General features: G+C 69.6%; 18 protein-coding genes. 9 read left to right on the top strand and 9 right to left on the bottom strand.

What is annotated here, in order from left to right; translation table 11 throughout:
• The first annotated feature begins 1 nt into the window (after window position 1).
• The 3 genes from MRBLMX7_RS16230 (at window position 2) to MRBLMX7_RS16220 (ending at window position 2,923) form a co-directional block, all read left to right on the top strand.
• Complete coding sequence (locus tag MRBLMX7_RS16230) at window positions 2–769, top strand: succinate dehydrogenase iron-sulfur subunit (RefSeq protein WP_363370052.1); 768 nt, start codon at window positions 2–4, stop codon at window positions 767–769.
• An 89-nt stretch (window positions 770–858) separates the two neighbouring features.
• On the top strand, window positions 859–2,073 hold the full coding sequence (locus MRBLMX7_RS16225; RefSeq protein ID WP_363370051.1) for a YihY/virulence factor BrkB family protein: 1,215 nt from the start codon (window positions 859–861) through the stop codon (window positions 2,071–2,073).
• A gap of 10 nt (window positions 2,074–2,083) precedes the next feature.
• Window positions 2,084–2,923 carry an exodeoxyribonuclease III gene (locus MRBLMX7_RS16220; RefSeq protein WP_363370049.1) on the top strand — a complete coding sequence of 280 codons (840 nt, stop codon included), beginning with the start codon at window positions 2,084–2,086 and terminating at the stop codon, window positions 2,921–2,923.
• Here MRBLMX7_RS16220 and MRBLMX7_RS16215 read toward each other — a convergent pair.
• The 3 genes from MRBLMX7_RS16215 to MRBLMX7_RS16205 are packed head-to-tail and all read right to left on the bottom strand — an operon-like array spanning window position 2,917 to window position 4,897.
• Window positions 2,917–3,561, bottom strand: a complete 645-nt coding sequence (locus tag MRBLMX7_RS16215; RefSeq protein ID WP_363370047.1) for a DUF4166 domain-containing protein — start codon at window positions 3,559–3,561, stop codon at window positions 2,917–2,919. The genes MRBLMX7_RS16220 and MRBLMX7_RS16215 overlap by 7 nt on opposite strands.
• Entirely contained in the window at window positions 3,558–4,244 is a 687-nt protein-coding gene (locus MRBLMX7_RS16210; RefSeq protein WP_363370046.1) for a DUF4166 domain-containing protein, read from the bottom strand. The genes MRBLMX7_RS16215 and MRBLMX7_RS16210 overlap by 4 nt, the downstream gene beginning before the upstream one ends.
• Window positions 4,241–4,897, bottom strand: coding sequence for an SRPBCC family protein (locus tag MRBLMX7_RS16205; RefSeq protein WP_363370044.1), 657 nt, complete (start codon window positions 4,895–4,897; stop codon window positions 4,241–4,243). Before MRBLMX7_RS16205 ends, MRBLMX7_RS16210 begins: the two co-directional genes overlap by 4 nt.
• Before the next feature lie 64 nt (window positions 4,898–4,961).
• Here MRBLMX7_RS16205 and trpS point away from each other — a divergent pair, with 64 nt between their 5' ends.
• Together trpS and MRBLMX7_RS16195 are read left to right on the top strand one after the other, a co-directional pair.
• Window positions 4,962–5,966: a tryptophan--tRNA ligase gene (trpS, locus tag MRBLMX7_RS16200; protein ID WP_363370042.1), complete on the top strand. Its 1,005-nt coding sequence runs from the start codon at window positions 4,962–4,964 to the stop codon at window positions 5,964–5,966.
• A gap of 37 nt (window positions 5,967–6,003) precedes the next feature.
• Window positions 6,004–6,735 carry a hypothetical protein gene (locus MRBLMX7_RS16195; RefSeq protein WP_363370040.1) on the top strand — a complete coding sequence of 244 codons (732 nt, stop codon included), beginning with the start codon at window positions 6,004–6,006 and terminating at the stop codon, window positions 6,733–6,735.
• A gap of 48 nt (window positions 6,736–6,783) precedes the next feature.
• Here MRBLMX7_RS16195 and pth read toward each other — a convergent pair whose 3' ends face one another.
• On the bottom strand, window positions 6,784–7,365 hold the full coding sequence (gene pth / locus MRBLMX7_RS16190) for an aminoacyl-tRNA hydrolase (protein WP_363370038.1): 582 nt from the start codon (window positions 7,363–7,365) through the stop codon (window positions 6,784–6,786).
• A 116-nt stretch (window positions 7,366–7,481) separates the two neighbouring features.
• A complete protein-coding gene (locus tag MRBLMX7_RS16185) occupies window positions 7,482–8,111 on the bottom strand; it encodes a 50S ribosomal protein L25/general stress protein Ctc (protein ID WP_050722768.1) in 630 nt (209 codons plus the stop codon).
• A 219-nt stretch (window positions 8,112–8,330) separates the two neighbouring features.
• On the opposite strand from MRBLMX7_RS16185, the gene MRBLMX7_RS16180 reads away from it, so the two are divergent.
• The 4 genes from MRBLMX7_RS16180 (at window position 8,331) to MRBLMX7_RS16165 (ending at window position 12,331) form a co-directional block, all read left to right on the top strand.
• Window positions 8,331–8,456 carry a hypothetical protein gene (locus MRBLMX7_RS16180; RefSeq protein ID WP_268768105.1) on the top strand — a complete coding sequence of 42 codons (126 nt, stop codon included), beginning with the start codon at window positions 8,331–8,333 and terminating at the stop codon, window positions 8,454–8,456.
• 79 nt (window positions 8,457–8,535) lie between these two features.
• Complete coding sequence (gene gndA, locus MRBLMX7_RS16175) at window positions 8,536–9,990, top strand: NADP-dependent phosphogluconate dehydrogenase (protein ID WP_363370035.1); 1,455 nt, start codon at window positions 8,536–8,538, stop codon at window positions 9,988–9,990.
• A gap of 113 nt (window positions 9,991–10,103) precedes the next feature.
• A complete protein-coding gene (locus MRBLMX7_RS16170; protein ID WP_050722766.1) occupies window positions 10,104–10,832 on the top strand; it encodes a response regulator transcription factor in 729 nt (242 codons plus the stop codon).
• A gap of 26 nt (window positions 10,833–10,858) precedes the next feature.
• Window positions 10,859–12,331: a sensor histidine kinase gene (locus MRBLMX7_RS16165; protein ID WP_414685148.1), complete on the top strand. Its 1,473-nt coding sequence runs from the start codon at window positions 10,859–10,861 to the stop codon at window positions 12,329–12,331.
• Window positions 12,332–12,463: 132 nt separating this feature from the next.
• Here MRBLMX7_RS16165 and MRBLMX7_RS16160 read toward each other — a convergent pair whose 3' ends face one another.
• From MRBLMX7_RS16160 to MRBLMX7_RS16145, 4 genes are all read right to left on the bottom strand, one after another.
• A complete protein-coding gene (locus MRBLMX7_RS16160) occupies window positions 12,464–14,038 on the bottom strand; it encodes an FAD-dependent oxidoreductase (protein ID WP_363370031.1) in 1,575 nt (524 codons plus the stop codon).
• 44 nt (window positions 14,039–14,082) lie between these two features.
• Window positions 14,083–14,940, bottom strand: coding sequence for an FAD:protein FMN transferase (locus MRBLMX7_RS16155; protein WP_363370029.1), 858 nt, complete (start codon window positions 14,938–14,940; stop codon window positions 14,083–14,085).
• 18 nt (window positions 14,941–14,958) lie between these two features.
• Window positions 14,959–15,423, bottom strand: coding sequence for an FMN-binding protein (locus MRBLMX7_RS16150; protein ID WP_363370028.1), 465 nt, complete (start codon window positions 15,421–15,423; stop codon window positions 14,959–14,961).
• Between the two features lie 105 nt (window positions 15,424–15,528).
• Window positions 15,529–16,563 carry a ribose-phosphate diphosphokinase gene (locus tag MRBLMX7_RS16145; RefSeq protein ID WP_363370026.1) on the bottom strand — a complete coding sequence of 345 codons (1,035 nt, stop codon included), beginning with the start codon at window positions 16,561–16,563 and terminating at the stop codon, window positions 15,529–15,531.

Here is a 16,563-nt window from a genome sequence, read left to right as displayed (position 1 = left end):
AATGTCGAACGCACTCGCCGAGGCCCCCGCGGAGGTCACGGAGGACACCGGCATCCAGTCCTTCATCGTCACGTTCAACATCCGCCGGTTCGACCCCGAGGTCGACGCCGAGCCGCACTGGGTCGACTACGACGTGGAGCTCTACTCCACCGACCGCGTCCTCGACGCGCTGCACAAGATCAAGTGGGAGGTCGACGGCTCGCTCACGTTCCGCCGCTCCTGCGCCCACGGCATCTGCGGCTCCGACGCCATGCGCATCAACGGCCGCAACCGCCTGGCCTGCAAGACGCTGATCAAGGACCTCGACATCTCGAAGCCGATCTACGTCGAGGCGATCAAGGGCCTCCCCCTCGAGAAGGACCTCGTCGTCGACATGGAGCCGTTCTTCGCGTCGTACCGCGAGGTGCAGCCCTTCCTCGTCGCGAACTCCGTGCCCGAGAAGGGCAAGGAGCGCACCCAGTCGATCGTGGACCGCGAGATCTTCGACGACACGACCAAGTGCATCCTGTGCGCCGCGTGCACCTCGTCGTGCCCCGTGTTCTGGACCGACGGCCAGTACTTCGGCCCTGCGGCGATCGTGAACGCGCACCGCTTCATCTTCGACTCGCGCGACGACAACGCCGCCGTGCGCCTCGACATCCTCAACGACAAGGAGGGCGTGTGGCGCTGCCGCACGACCTTCAACTGCTCCGAGGCCTGCCCGCGTGGCATCGAGGTCACCAAGGCCATCGCCGAGGTCAAGCAGGCCGTGCTGCGCGGTCGCCCCTGATCACGCGGTGACGACGCGGACGGGCGGTCTCCTCCGGGAGGCCGCCCGTCGGCCGTCTGCCCCGCGATCGACGCCGATAGGGTGAAGACGTGTCCCGCCCCGATCGAGCAGCAGCCGAGCCCGAACAGGGCCGGATCGACGCCGCCGTAGAGCGCGCGACGACGATCACGCGTCGCGCTCTCGCCCTCTTCCCCGTGCGCGTCTGGCGACACTTCCTGCAGCACAACGGCTTCCTCCTCGCCGCCGGAGTGAGCTACCAGGCGCTGTTCGCGATCTTCGCGGCCGTCTACCTCGCCTTCGCCGTCGCGGGCCTCTGGCTCGGGGCCAGCACGGAGGCCGTCGACGCGCTGATCGACGTCATCAACAGCTACATCCCGAACCTGATCCAGGCTGAGGGCGGCCTGTTCACTCCGGATCAGGCGCAGGAGATCGCGGCGAGCACCACCGGCGTGCTCAGCGTCACGGGCCTCATCGCTCTGGGGACGGTGATCTGGACAGCCATCGGATGGGTGACCTTCTCGCGTCGCGCGACCCGAGACATCTTCGGCCTGCCACCGGACCTGCGCAACTACCTGCTGCTCAAGGCCCGCGACCTCCTCGCCGCGCTGATCTTCGGCGTCGCGCTCCTGGCAGGGTCTCTTCTCAGCTCGGCCAGCGCGGCGGCGCTGAGCTGGCTGCTCGGCCTCGTCGGGTGGCAGCCGGGATCGGCGGGCATCGAGCTCAGTATCCGTCTCGGAACCGTGCTGGTCTCCTTCGTGCTGCTGTCGAGCGCCCTCGCGGCCATGGTCAGGTTCCTGACGGGCACATCGCTGGCCTGGCGGACGATCTGGCCGGGCGCACTGCTCGGCGGGGCGGCGATGACGGTCCTCCAGTACGGCGCGGGCTTCCTGCTGAGCTACACGCCGAGCAATCCGCTGCTCGCCACGTTCGCGATCTTCATCGGACTCCTGCTGTGGTTCCGCGTGAACGGCGTCGTGATGCTCGTCGCGTCGTCGTGGATCGCGGTGTCAGCGCGAGACCGCGATCTGCCCCTCACGCACAGGTCGAACGCTCAGCGGCGTGCCGACGAGCATCGCACGCTCGTCGCGGCGGCGCAGATCCGTCTGGACGCGGCTCGAAACGCACGCGAGGATGCCCCGTGGTACCGGTCCTGGGCGGCGGCGCATGCCGTGCGGGCGGCGGAAACCGACCTCGCCGATCTCGAAGCGTCCGCCCCGCCGCTGCCCGAGCCGGTGCCGTCGTTCATCCAGCGCTTACGGGCGGAACGGGACCGCTCGTCCGAGGATGTCGGCGACCCTCGTTAGGCTTGTCCTCATGCCTCATCTGCGTATCGCCTCGGTCAATGTCAACGGGATCCGAGCGGCCGCTCGCAACGGGATGAGCTCCTGGCTCGATGCCGCCGACGTCGACATCCTGACCCTGCAGGAGGTCCGCGGGCAGGACGAGCACCTCGAGGCCGCCCTCCCGGGCTGGACGTTCGTGCACGACGAAGCGACCGCGAAGGGCCGCGCCGGCGTGGCGATCGCGAGCCGCACCCCCGCGCTGGTGTCGCGCACCCAGTTCGGGCCGGACGACTTCGACTCGAAGGGACGCTGGATCGAGGCCGACTTCCTGATCGGCGACCGCCCGCTCACCGTGGTGAGCGCCTACGTGCACTCGGGCGAAGCCGACACCCCGAAGCAGGACGAGAAGTGGAAGTTCCTCGACGCGTTCGGCATCCGACTCGCCGAGCTCGGCCAGGACGACGCCCTCGCGCTCGTGACGGGCGACCTCAACGTGGGCCACCGCGAGCTCGACATCAAGAACTGGCGCGGCAACCGCAAGAAGGCCGGCTTCCTGCCTCGCGAGCGCGCCTACTTCGACCGCTTCCTCGGCGCGGCCGGCCAGGAGGTCGAGGGAGTCGACGGCAGCACCGGCACCGGACTCGGCTGGGTCGACGTCGGCCGGCGCTTCCATGGCGAGGTCGACGGCCCCTACACGTGGTGGTCGATGCGCGGCCAGGCCTTCGACAACGACTCGGGATGGCGGATCGACTACCACCTCGCCACCCCGGCCCTCGCCGAGCGCGTCACGGCCTACCACGTGGCCCGCGCCGAGGCCTACGACCAGCGGTGGAGCGACCACGCCCCCGTGGTCGTCGACTACGCCTACTGAGTCGAGCCGGGTCGGTCCTCGGGCGGCGCGACGCGGTACCACCCGCGATACTCGAGGACGGTGCCCGCGATCGGGCTACGTGCGCTCATCCGGATGGTTCGCCGTTCCTGCACGGCATCCCATCCATCCTCGACCCGGATATCGAGGCGGAGGATCCCGCGGAGCGCGAAACGTCTTCCTGCGAGGCGCACGGCCACACGCTCGCTGCGCATCCGCAGGGCACCGCCCTCGGTGACGTCGCAGCGCAGGATCAGTTCGATCCGTCCCGCCCTCCCCAGCACGTTGCGCACCAGTCCGGGACGCGAACTCGCGACGAGTCGGTCCGTGATGCACTGGACGCCGCCGCGGAATCCGAACTCCCGCGTGGTGTCGAGCGTCGCACGCCCGAGTCCGTCCCGCCGCGCCACCGTCACGAGAGTGAACGGCACGTCGCGCTCGTATCCGCTCACCAGAGCGTCCCGACCGACGACCGGGATGCCGAGGGCGTTGAGGCGGCGGAGCCGACTTCCGGCGCGCGCGAACACGCCGTGCGACTCCTGACGCTCGATCGTCGACGACATCTGCGCGCGGAGGGTCGGATGCAGGCGATCGGCGTCCTCACCGAGAGCGTCCAGGAGGACTCCGGATCCTCCGGTCACTCCCGTGCCTCCTCGCGGTAGGGCTTGGTGGTCGCCGGCGCATCGCCGCCCGGCACGAACTCGCAGGCGAACGTGCCCCGGTAACCGAACAGGAAGCCCAGGATGTCGTTGCGCACTTCGAGATCGATGACGTAGCAGTCGCGTTCGTCGTCGTAGTGCTCCGTCAGGTACGCACGGCCGCTGAACATCATCGGGAAACGGAACGCCACCGGCCCCTCATAGAATCGCTGCTCACCTGAGGTCAAGCGGAGACCGCCGTCGTCGGTCACGGAGAGGTCCAGGTCGACGGCGAGGTGCTGGTGCGTCCCGAGATAGTCCACGATCCGACCGCGGTCCTCACTGTAGATCATGGTCGCGTCGAAGCGCCGTCGACGGGCTGGACGGATCTGCATCGTGCGCACGAACGTCACGGTCTCCCGCCCCAGGCCATCGACGTACGCATGGTTGTCGATCTGGAAGGGGATGTCGCGCCCGCGGTCGGGGAACATGATGTTGCGCATCGTGCCGATCCCGAGGAACGGCAGCGTCCACCACGGACCGCGGCGGACCTCGGTCATGACACCCCGTCCGATGCATCCGTAGCCCGCAGCCACGCCGACCCCGAAGCGCTCCTGCATGCGCGGGTGCAGTCGATCGAAGTCCGGTCCGAGTGCGCGGCGGAACACGCCCGTCGCGGCGGTCATCGGTCCAGCTCCGCGAGGGCGGACGGTGCATTCTGCATGATGGTGCGGTCTCCGGGACGAGGCGGACGGGAGAGGCAGCGACCCGCGCGAGCGCGTGGACGACCGGGCCGCAGCGACCGCCACCAGCCGGTCTGCTCGGGAGGGATCCCCTCCTCGGCCCAGAGGCGGAGCCGGTCGAAGCTCCAGGCGGTGAGCCACCAGACGAACCGCCGCGTGACGAGTGGATCGACGATCCGTCCGAGAAGTCCCCACCCCGGAACGTAGTCGTAGCCCGTGAGGAAGCGGATGCCGTCGTCGGTCGGGATGTACCGCCAGTAGCCTCGTCCGGCTCCCAACGGGGAGAGCCGATCCGAGGTGTCGAAGAGGAGCGCGGAAGTGCGCTCGCCCGCCCTCCCCCGGCGTTCACCGCGGGACACCCCGGTGCCGCGGATCGTGTGGACGCCGAGATCGAGCTCGTAGACGAACTCCTGTGCCCCGTCTTCGCGGACGTTCGTCGGTCGGATCGCGGTGAAGCGTGCGTCCCACCGCGCATGAGTGTCCGGATCCTGCGTCAGCTCCCAGACTCGCTCCATCGGTGCCCGGATGACGATCTCGACGTACAGGGCGGCGTCCCGCCGTTTCCGAGGTCCGTCGGCACGGCGCGGGGAGGTCATGCGCATCAGCCTAGACAGGACTCCTGCGCCAACGAGCCCGGCACGTCGGCCTAGGATTGAACCCGTGACCAAGCCTCGCCTCTACTCCGGAATGCAGCCCTCCGCCGACTCCCTCCAGATCGGCAACTACATCGGGGCGCTCCTACAGTGGCGGGAGCTGCAGAGCTCCTACGACGCCTACTTCTCCGTCGTCGACCTGCACGCGCTCACAGTCGCCCAGGACCCCGCGGAGCTCCGCGAGAAGACCCGCCGCACGGCCGCGCAGTACATCGCCGCCGGGATCGAGCCGTCCCAGTCGACGCTGTACGTGCAGTCGCACGTGCGCGCGCACGCGGAGCTCGCCTGGATCCTCTCGACCATCACGGGCTTCGGCGAGGCCGGGCGCATGACGCAGTTCAAGGACAAGTCGGCCCGCTACGGCGCCGACGCCACGAGCGTCGGCCTGTTCACGTACCCGGTGCTGATGGCGGCGGACATCCTGCTGTACCAGACCGATGTCGTGCCGGTCGGCGACGATCAGAAGCAGCACGTCGAGCTGACCCGCGACCTCGCTGAGCGATTCAACTCCCGTTTCGGCGAGACCTTCGTCGTGCCGCGCCCCGTGATCCAGAAGGACACGGCGCGCATCTACGACCTGCAGAACCCGACGTCGAAGATGTCGAAGTCCGCGGAGAGCGACGCCGGCGTGCTGTGGATGCTCGACGACCCGGCCAAGTCCGCGAAGAAGATCATGCGGGCCGTGACCGACAACGAAGGCTCCGTGCGCTTCGACCGCGAGAACAAGCCCGGCGTCTCGAACCTGCTCACGATCTACGCGGCCCTCAGCGGCCGTCAGGTCGAGGCGATCGAGGACGAGTACGCAGGACGCGGGTACGGGGACTTCAAGAAGGGCCTCGCCGAGGTGGTCGTCAACGAGTTCGAGCCGGTGCGCGCCCGCGCGCTGGAGCTGCTCGCCGACCCCGCCGAGCTCGACCGCATCCTCGCGGCGAACGCCGCACGTGCGGATGCCGTCGCCGACGCGACCCTCGCCGCGGTGTACGACCGCGTCGGGCTGCTGCGCCGCGTCTGAGCCGGTCGCCGTCGGACCCGCGCTCTAGGATGGGGGCGTGAGCGATCAGCAGCAGCCCCCGTCCGGCGCCGTCCCACCCGAGCCTGCTCCCGAGCACATCCCCGCGCCCACCCCGCCGGCGTACAACGAGGCTCCACCCGTACCCCCGGCATACGCCGCGGCACCGCCGGCCCCTCCCGCGTACGCCCCGCCGGCATACAGCGAGGCCCCTCCCGCTCCCCCGGCATACGCCGCGGGACCTCCTCCCGTTCGCCCGGCATCCGCACCGGCAGGCTTCCCGGCACCAGGGGCTCCTACGCCCCAGGCCGCCCCTCCCGGCGCGTACCAGGTCCCCGTGGGCGGCTACGCGCCGTCGTCCGGCGGATACCAGGTACCTGAGGTCCCGGCACGGAAGTCCGGTTTCCTCGGCATCCTGGCTCTCGTCCTCGCGATCGTCGCCGCGGTGGTGGTCCCGATCGTCGCGGGCGTCGCAGGCTTCGAGATCGGCGTCCGCATCCCGTCAGGCATCGACACGAACGATCCCGACCTGCTCTCGACCCTCTCCCCCGCACGGGATCAGGTCCTCTGGGCCGAGATCGCCTTCTGGGCCGGCACCGTGCTCGGCATCGCGGCCATCGTCATCGGGATCCTGGGCATCGTCCGCCGGCAGGGCCGAGGGGCGGGGATCGCCGCTCTCGTCGTGGCCGCCGTCGCCCCCGTGATCTTCTGGGTCGTCCTGGTCGTCACGATCGCCACGGGGACGGCATCCGGCTTCCTGCCCACGACCTGACCGACCCCTGGCCGGCGCGAACCTCGGGCCCGCTGTGCGGCCGTACCGCTAGCGCGGAGCGTGGTGCTTCTGCTGCGCCGCGAGAAGCCCCTCCGCGACGAGCAGTTCGACGGCGTCGGCCCCGTCGGACACGAGGACCGGCAGGTTCGCGCGCTCGTCCTTGGCGAATGGCGACAGGACCCAGTCTGCCGGATCCTGACGTCCGACCGGACGCCCGATGCCGACGCGCACCCGCGGGAAGTCCGGCGTGGTGAGGGCACGGGCGATGTCGCGCACGCCGTTGTGTCCGCCGTGGCCGCCGCCGGTCTTGAGCTTGACGGTGTCGAAGGGGATGTCGAGCTCGTCGTGCACGACGATGACGCGCTCCGCGGGCACGGAGTAGAAGCGCGCGAGCGCAGCGACCGGAGTGCCTGAGACGTTCATGAACGTGTTCGGCTTGGCGAGCACGAGCTTGTCGCCACCGGGGCGCAGCCACGTCTCGACGACCCGCGCACCGCCCTTGTGCTCGCGGAACGACTCCCCGCGGCGAGCGGCGAGCTCGTCGACGACCATCTGACCGATGTTGTGCCGCGTGGCCTCGTAGCGAGGGCCGGGGTTGCCGAGTCCGACCACCAGCCAGGTGGATGCCATGTCTCGTCCTCTCGGATGCCGGGACGTGCGGTCCCGGGTCAGGATACGACAGAGGGGGCGCGATCTGCTCGCGCCCCCTCTGTGGAGCAGTCAGCTGTGCGCTGCGCCGGCGGAGGTCACTCCGCGGCGTCCTCCTGCGCTGCCTCTTCCTCGGTCTCGCCCTCGGCGGGCTCCTCGGTCTCGGCGTCGGCGTCGCTCTCGAGGTCGAGGACCGGCACCGTCACGGCGACCACGAGGACCTCGGGGTCGGTCAGCAACGTCGCGCCCTTGGGGAGCGTGACGTCGGCGGCCGTGATGTGCGCGCCCTCCTCGAGGCCCTCGACCGAGACCTCGACGTTCTGCGGGATGTGCGTGGCCTCGACCTCGAGCGACAGCGTGGTCGCGTCGAGGTTGGCGATCGTGCCGGCGAAGGACTCGCCCGTGACGACGACGGGAACGTCGATCGTGACCTTCTCGCCCTTCTTCACCACGAGCAGGTCGATGTGCTCGATGATCTGGTGCACCGGGTCCTTCTGGACGTCCTTGACCAGCGCGAGCTGCTCCTTGCCGGCGATGTCGAGCTCGAGCAGCGCGTTGGCGCGGCGGATGATGAGCGAGACCTGGTGGCCGGGCAGTGCGACGTGCACGGGCTCGGTGCCGTGGCCGTAGATGACGGCGGGGATCTTGCCGGCGGCGCGGAGGCGGCGGGCGAAGCCCTTGCCGAAGCTCTCGCGGAGCTCGGCGACGACCTTGGTGTCTTCAGACATGGGTTCTCCTTCGGGGCACGCAGCGAGGCTGCGCGGTGGTCTGGGATTCGAACTCGTACGCAGACGCGTGAGGAAAGCCACCGGGCTTGCTTCGCCGCGTCGATAACGGATGTGCGCGCACGCGCGCAGGCATCCCTCGCCGAGGTACTCCCCTCATCGTACCAAACCACCCGGTAGGCTGAGGACACCGTTCCCTCGCACAGAACACGGAGTCACCTCATGCTCGACGGCGCCCTCTTCTCGCACGTGATCGCCTGGGTCATCGGAGCGATGACCGTCTGCGCTGCCGTCACGACCTTCGCGGCCCTGTTCTCGCTCGGCCGCTCGGGCTACCGCAAGGACTGACAGCGACACACGCGCGGCTGACGGGCTCCCGCCGCGATAATCTGGAGGCATCCCAACCTTCACGATCGAGGAGCCTTCTGTGCCCGGAGCATCAGCCAACATCGGAGTCGTCGGACTCGCCGTCATGGGGTCGAACCTCGCCCGCAACCTCGCGAGCCGCGAGGGCAACACGGTGGCGATCTTCAACCGCAGCTACGAGAAGACCGAGACGCTCGTCTCCGAGCACCCTGAGGCCGGCTTCCTCCCCGCGAAGACCTACCAGGAGTTCGCCGACAGCCTGCAGAAGCCGCGGACCGCGATCATCATGGTCAAGGCCGGTCGCCCGACGGATGCCGTGATCGACTCGCTGCTCGAGGTCTTCGAGCCCGGCGACATCATCGTCGACGGCGGCAACGCGTACTTCCCCGACACGATCCGTCGCGAGAAGGCCGTGCGCGAGACCGGAGTGAACTTCGTCGGCGCCGGCATCTCCGGTGGCGAGGAGGGAGCCCTCACCGGCCCGTCGATCATGCCCGGCGGCTCGGACGAGTCGTGGGTCACGCTCGGCCCGATCCTGAAGTCCATCGCCGCGGTCGCCGAGGGCGAGCCCTGCGTCACGCACGTCGGCCACGACGGCGCCGGCCACTTCGTGAAGATGGTGCACAACGGCATCGAGTACGCCGACATGCAGCTCATCGCCGAGGCCTACGACCTCATCCGCCGCGGCACCGGCAAGACCCCCGCCGAGATCGCCGACATCTTCGCCGAGTGGAACCGCGGCGAGCTGGAGTCGTACCTGATCGAGATCACCGCCGAGGTGCTCCGCCAGATCGACGCCGCCACCGGCCAGCCTCTCGTCGACGTGATCGTCGACCAGGCCGGCGCCAAGGGCACCGGTGCGTGGACCGTGCAGACCGCGCTCTCCCTCGGCGTCCCGGTCTCCGGCATCGCCGAGGCCACCTTCGCCCGCTCGCTCTCCAGCCACCCCGAGCAGCGCGCCGTCGCCGCCGCCCTCCCCGGCCCCGACGACGAGTTCACCGTCGCGCCCGAGGACGTCGATGCGTTCATCGAGGACGTGCGCCTCGCGCTCTACGCGTCGAAGATCGTCGCCTACTCGCAGGGCTTCGACGAGATCCGCGCCGGCGCCGCCGAGTACGACTGGAACATCGACCTCGGCGCCATCTCGAAGATCTGGCGCGGCGGCTGCATCATCCGCGCCCAGTTCCTCAACCGCATCGCCGATGCCTACGCCGCAGAGCCCGGCCTTCCCGTGCTCATGACGGCACCGTACTTCGCCGAGGCCCTCACCCGCGGCCAGGCCGCCTGGCGTCGCGTGGTCGTGACCGCCGCACAGTCCGGCATCCCCGCCCCGGCCTTCTCCTCGTCGCTGTCGTACTACGACGGCATCCGCGCCGATCGCCTCCCCGCCGCGCTCGTGCAGGGCCAGCGCGACTTCTTCGGCGCGCACACCTACAAGCGCATCGACAAGGAAGGAACGTTCCACACCCAGTGGTCCGGCGACCGCACCGAGATCGAGGCCGAAGACACCCACTGAGCGTGTCCTCCACGATGAAGGCCCCGGCTGCTACAGCCGGGGCCTTCATCGTTCACAGACAACGCATAAGAGTCTCCATAGAAATCACATAGGAGATTCCGCAGAATGGGGTCATGACCAATGACCTGCCCGAACTGCGCCGCCCCGACGGCTCCCCGCTGCGCATCCTCGCCGTCGACGACGAGCAGATGCTGACGGACCTGCTCGCGATGGCGCTGCGGATGGAGGGATGGGAGGTGCGCACCGCCTCCTCAGGACTGGAGGCTCTCCAGGTCGCCCGGGAGTTCGAGCCCGACGCCCTCGTGCTCGACATCATGATGCCCGACCTCGATGGGATGTCCGTGCTGCGACGCCTGCGCGAAGCCGGCAACCTCGTGCCCGTGCTGTTCCTCACCGCGAAGGATGCCGTGGGAGATCGCGTCGCGGGCCTCACGGCCGGCGGCGACGACTACGTCACGAAGCCGTTCAGTCTCGAAGAGGTCATCGCACGTCTGCGCGCGATCATCCGCCGCACCGGACACGCCACCGCCGACGATGGACAGTCGATCCTCCGCGTCGCCGACCTCACCCTGAACGAGGACAGCCACGAGGTCGTGCGCGACGGCACCGAGATCGAGCTCACCGCCACGGAGTTCGAGCTGCTGCGCTATCTGATGCGCAACGAGCGACGCGTGCTGTCGAAGGCGCAGATCCTCGACCGCGTGTGGAGCTACGACTTCGGCGGCAAGTCCTCCGTGGTCGAGCTGTACATCTCCTACCTTCGCAAGAAGATCGATGCCGGACGCACTCCCCTGCTGCACACCGTGCGCGGCGTCGGCTACATGATCAAGGCGCCGCAGTGACCACCACGAGGGTGGCGGGACGGCCGATGAGTCTGCAGACACGGCTCATGACCGCCGTGATCGGATTCGTGTCCATCATCCTCGTGATCGTCGCGGTCATCACCAGCGCGATCCTCGGACGCACTCTCGAGGGCCAGCTCGACCAGAAGATCGAGAACTACGCGGTTCAGCTCACGTCTGCCGTCAACAAGTTTCCGTCGAACCTCGCGACCGCTGTGGAGATCTTCGCCACGACCACATCACCGGAGCCCGGGCTCATCGTCGCTGTGTCCAACCAGGCCGGAGCCAGCGGAATCGTGGTCAACGGCCCGCGGGACGACATCAGCACGGGCCCCGCGGTTCTGAGCTCGACGCAGCTCGATCAGATCGAGGCAGCTCTCCACGGCGGCCCGAACGCCACCGTGACGATCGACGGGCTCGGTTCCTATCGGGTCGTCGTGGCGACCGCGCCGCAGACCGGCGCCACAGTCGTGACCGGCCTGCCCCGCAACGAGATCCAGAACCAGCTCACGACGCTCCTCACAGTCATCGTGCTGGCGACGCTGGGCGGACTGATCCTGCTCGCGCTCACCACCGCGATCACGATCAGGGTGAGCCTGCGTCCGCTGCGCGCCGTCGCGGCGACGGCGACGCGCGTCGCGAACCAGCAGCTCGACCGCGGAGAGGTGCAGATCACCGAGCGCGTCCCTGCCTCCGAGGCCGACCCGCGCACCGAGACCGGGCTCGTGGGCGCCTCGCTCAACAAGCTGCTCGACCACGTGAACTCCTCACTCGCAGCACGTCAGAAGAACGAGGAGCAGATGCGGCGGTTCGTCGCCGACGCGAGCCACGAGCTGCGCACCCCCCTGGCCTCGATCCGCGGGTACTCCGAGTTGTCGTTGCGCGCTCTGAGCCAGCAGCAGGGCCCCGCGGCGATCGAGGGCACCACGACCTCTCTCGAGCGCATCCAGGCACAGTCGCTGCGCATGACCCGGCTTGTCGAGGACCTGCTACTGCTCGCGCGGCTCGACGAGGGACGAGAGCTCGTGTACGGCACGGTCGACCTCACCCAGCTCGCGCTGGAGGGGCTGTCGGATGCACGCCCCACCGCCGCCGACCACCGCTGGAGCATCGAGGTGCCCGACGAGCCGATCGTCGTGCTGGGAGATGCGGGGCGGATGCATCAGGTCGTCGCGAACCTGCTCGCGAACGCCCGCACGCACACGCCTGCAGGCACCGAGATCACCCTCAGCGTGAGCCGCGAGGGCGACGACGCCGTGCTGCGCGTGCACGACGACGGCCCCGGCATCGATCCGAGCGTCCGCGAGGAACTCTTCGCCAGGTTCGCCCGTGCCGATACGTCTCGCGCCCGTCAGACCGGCGGCACGGGGCTCGGTCTCGCGATCGCGAAGGCCATCGTCGAGGGGCATGGCGGCCGGATCACCGTGCAGAGCGAACCCGGAGACACGACGTTCACCGTGCGCATCCCCGTCAACCCCGGCACACCCGCCAGTACCTGATCACCTAGATCGCCGTATCCCGGCCGCAGACGCCGTCCCGATCCGCGGACGCTGTCCCGATCCGCCGACCGGCCCGGCGATTCCGTCAGCCGATCGGGACGCGGCCCGCTGTTCGGGACACGCGCCGAAGCCTCAGTACCCGGCGAAGGCGTCGGTCGTGAGCGAGCGGGCCTTCTGCAGCGCGGGCGCGAGGTCGGCGATCAGCCTCGGCGGGCCGGAGATGTACGCGTGGCGCAGTCCCAGATCGGGCACGCAGCGCTCCAGCCCCTCGGCGTCGAGGCGCGCGCCCTGCGCCCACATCCAGTGCGGAGGGAGGTCGGCCGGCTCGTCGCGCGTGAACACCACGACGCGCGCACCCGTCGCCGCGAGCTCGTCGCGGAACGCCAGCTCGCTGCTGTCCGAGGCGACGTACACGAGCACGACGTCGCGCTGCTGCCCCGTGCTCTGCAGCTGACGCAGCTGCGACACGAACGGCGTCACGCCGATGCCGGCGGCGACCATCAGCACGGGGGCCTCGGAGCGCGGGAGCAGGAAGTCGCCCCAGGTACCGGTCACCGCGAGGGTCGCTCCCGGTTCGGCGGCGGCCAGGGCGCGCTTGTAGCTGGACGGATGCTTCTGATCGCCGTTCTTGTAGGCGATGCGCAGGGTCGGCAGGTCGGCGGGCGCCGACACGATGCTGAACTCGCGACGCGTCCCCCGCGCATCGGGCCTGTGGTGGGGAACGTCGAGCTCGAGGTACTGGCCGGCGAGGAACCGCACCTTCCCCCGTGCGCGGAACGTCAGCTCCTGCGCGGTCGGGGTGATGAAGCGGCGGCTCTCGAGCACGAGGCGCACGGACCCGCGCAGCGCGAAGGCGAAAGCCAGGAGGTTGCCGAACAGCAGCGCACGCTCCTGTCCGAGGGTGAACAGGGAGCCGATCGCGATGGGCCACCCGGCGAGGACGCCGACGAGAGCCGCGACGGAGAACTGCTGCCAGCGACGCGGCGGCAGGGTGAGCGGTTCCGAGAGCATGAACGCGCCGAGGAAGAGGAACGGCGACTGCAGCACCGCGAAGGAGAGAGCGGACCCGAGGTCGAACGCGATGTCGAACTCCTGCGCCTGCACGGCCTGTCGGAGCACGGACACCGCGATCGCGATCACGAGGAAAGCGAGGACGATGCGCACCTTCTCGGTGCGCCAGAGCACCGCGAGGCCGAGGACGGCGACGGGGAGGAACAGCGAGGGCGTGCCGACCCACCACGACGAGGAGGTACCGAGCCACTCGAACGCCCCGAAGGACCCCAGGATCGACACGACCGCGGCGCCGAAGGCCGCGGGGTTGAGAATGTGCCGCCCGCGCCACGCGATCAGGTACTTGGACAGGCTCGCGACGACGCCGGCGATCGCGAGACCGAGCAGCGTGGCGGGTTCGAGACCCGGACGCAGCACGAACAGGAGGATGAGGGCGGTCACGAGCGAGGACTCGATGCGCCACGGGAGCCGCAGGAGGCGCTGCGCCGCGGCATCCACGACGGAGATGACGACCGCGAGCACCGCGAAGGAGGCGACGATCTCGAGCGGCGTCGGAGAGACGATCACACCGAGGGCCGACAGGACGATCGCGATGACCGCGAGTCCCAGGAGCGCGAACAGCACCAGGCGGTACATCGAGATGCCGCCGAGGAGTGCGAGCACGCGCTGCCGGAGGGCGGTGAGGGAGGTGATCACGGGTCTACTCTTCCGTACTCGGAGTGGTGAGGGCAGGGTCCGCGCTAGCCGCGCGCGGTGAACAGCTCGACCGGGCAGTCCCGCGAGCGCTCGGCACGTCCGTCGGTCGACATCCGCACCCACTCGACGCCCCACTGCGCGGCGAGGTCCGGGCCGCCGTCGAAGAACAGGGCCGTGGCGACCGCATCGGCGTGCATCGCGTCGGCGCCGATAGCCCAGGTCGCCACCCAGGTGCGGACCGGGATGCCGGTGCGCGCGTCGAGGACGTGATGCAGTCCGTCGCCCCAGGCCCGCCGATTCGCCGCCGAGGCGCAGAGCGCCGCATCCTGCACCTCCGCCACGCCGATCGCCTTCGTGGCGTCGTAGGGGTGCTCGAGGCCGATGCGCACGGCGCCGCCACGCACACGGATGTCCCCGCCGGCGTCGACCACGACATCCCCCGGCAGGTCCGCCAGCTCCGCGGCCACGAGGTCGACCAGCCGCCCCTTGCCCAGCGCCCCGACGTCGAGCAGCGCGGGAGCGGATGCCGTCGCGCCGCGTTCATCCCAGTGGACGATCCCGGTCCAGTGCGCGATCGCGGGCACGGGCTCCCCCGCGACCAACGAGTAGTCGGGGTCGTAGCCGAGCGCGACGAGGCTGTCGGCCACGAGCGGATTCACGCCGCCATGCGTGGCGGCCGACGCCGCGCGATAGGCGTCGAGCATGGGCGCGGCGTCGGCCGAGGCCAGCATCCCGCCCTCGCGTCCGAGCCGGTGCACCTCGGAGTCGGGGAGGAACCGCGACCAGACCTGATCGAACCGCCCGATCAGGGCGCTCACGCCGTCGCGTCTGACAGCGTCGAGCTCGCGCGCGGTCTCGATCTCCCAGACGGTGCCGATCGCGTCGAAACGCCAGATCGCCATGGTCGCGGCTCTCCGGGATCAGGCCGCGGCCTGCTCCTTGATCGAGTCGACCGCCTCGTTGAAGCCGCCGCTCGTGAGCGAGGATCCGGCGACGCGGCTCACGTTCAGCTCGTCGAGGGACTTGCCGACGACCTCGTCCGAGATGCCGTCGATGAACTGCCCCTGGTACTGCTCGGTCTCGCGTGCCTGAGGGTCGCCCGTGACCTCGACGTCCTCCACGACGCCGTCGGCGATGGTCAACGTGACCGAGATCGTCTCGACGGTCTCCGGCGTCTGGTAGGAGCCGTCGGCCGTGTAGGTGCCGTCCTTGTAGTCGCCGCCGGCCGTGCCGGAGTCGGACGAGGGCGTGCTCGTGTCGGATCCGTCGGATGCGGGGGACTCGGCATCGGCGTTGCCGGAGCATCCGGCGAGCACGAGGAGCCCCGCGACTCCGAGGATGGCGGAGCCCTTGCGGACAGTGGTCGGTACGGTCGTGCGGATCATGATGGTCCTCCGGCTCGGTCGAGACGACTGTATGTCGCTGAATCGACCGTAGGGATCCTGGCTATGGACCGGCTGTGCCCGAGGTTAGCGTCGCCTAAGCTCGCGCTACGCGTCGCCGCCGAACATGCTCGTGACCGAGCCGTCCTCGAAGACCTCGTGGATCGCACGCGCCAGCATCGGGGCGATCGGGAGGATCGTGAGGTTGTCCCACCGACGCGACTCCGACAGCGGGATCGTGTCGGTGACGACGACCTCGTCGATCGACGCATCCTGCAGCCGCTCCGAGGCGGGGTCGCTGAAGATCGCGTGGGTCGCGGCGACGATGACGCGGTGCGCGCCGTTCGCCTTGAGCGCCTGCGCGGCCTTCACGATCGTGCCACCGGTGTCGATCATGTCGTCGACGAGGAGACACGTGCGACCCTCGACCGTGCCGACGATCTCGTGCACCGACACCTGGTTCGCGACCTTGGGGTCGCGACGCTTGTGGATGATCGCGAGCGGCGCACCAAGGCTGTCGGACCACGTGTCGGCGACGCGGACGCGGCCCATGTCGGGCGAGACGACCGTGAGGATCTCGCGGTCGGCGGGGCTCAGCGTGCGCTGGAAGTGCTCCAGGAGCACGGGCTTGGCGAACAGGTGGTCGACGGGTCCGTCGAAGAAGCCCTGGATCTGCGCGGCGTGCAGGTCGACGCTCATGACGCGGTCGGCGCCGGCCGTCTTGAGCAGATCGGCGACGAGGCGGGCGCTGATCGGCTCGCGGCCGCGGCCCTTCTTGTCCTGACGCGAATACGGATAGTACGGCGCGACGACCGTGATGCGCTTGGCGGAGGCGCGCTTGGCCGCGTCGATCATGATGAGCGTCTCCATCAGCCACTCGTTGACCGGCTCGCCGAACGTCTGGATGAGGAAGAGGTCGCAACCGCGGATCGACACTTCGAAGCGGGCGTAGATCTCACCCGAGGCGAACGTGCGGTGCTCGGTGGGCACGACCTCGGTGCCGAGAGCCGCGGCGACGGCCGCCGTGAGCTGGGGGTGCGAGCGTCCGCCGGCGACGACGAGCCGCTTCTTGGTCTTGGCGACGAGCCCCGGGGCGATGCCGTTGTCCCGATCCAGATCGACCGTCTTCTTCTTGCGCGCCAT

Source organism: Microbacterium sp. LMX7-1.2, from assembly GCF_040675935.1.
GTDB lineage: Bacteria > Actinomycetota > Actinomycetes > Actinomycetales > Microbacteriaceae > Microbacterium.
Note: the sequence above shows the minus strand (reverse complement) of the source record. Positions and strands in the feature narration are given on the sequence as shown.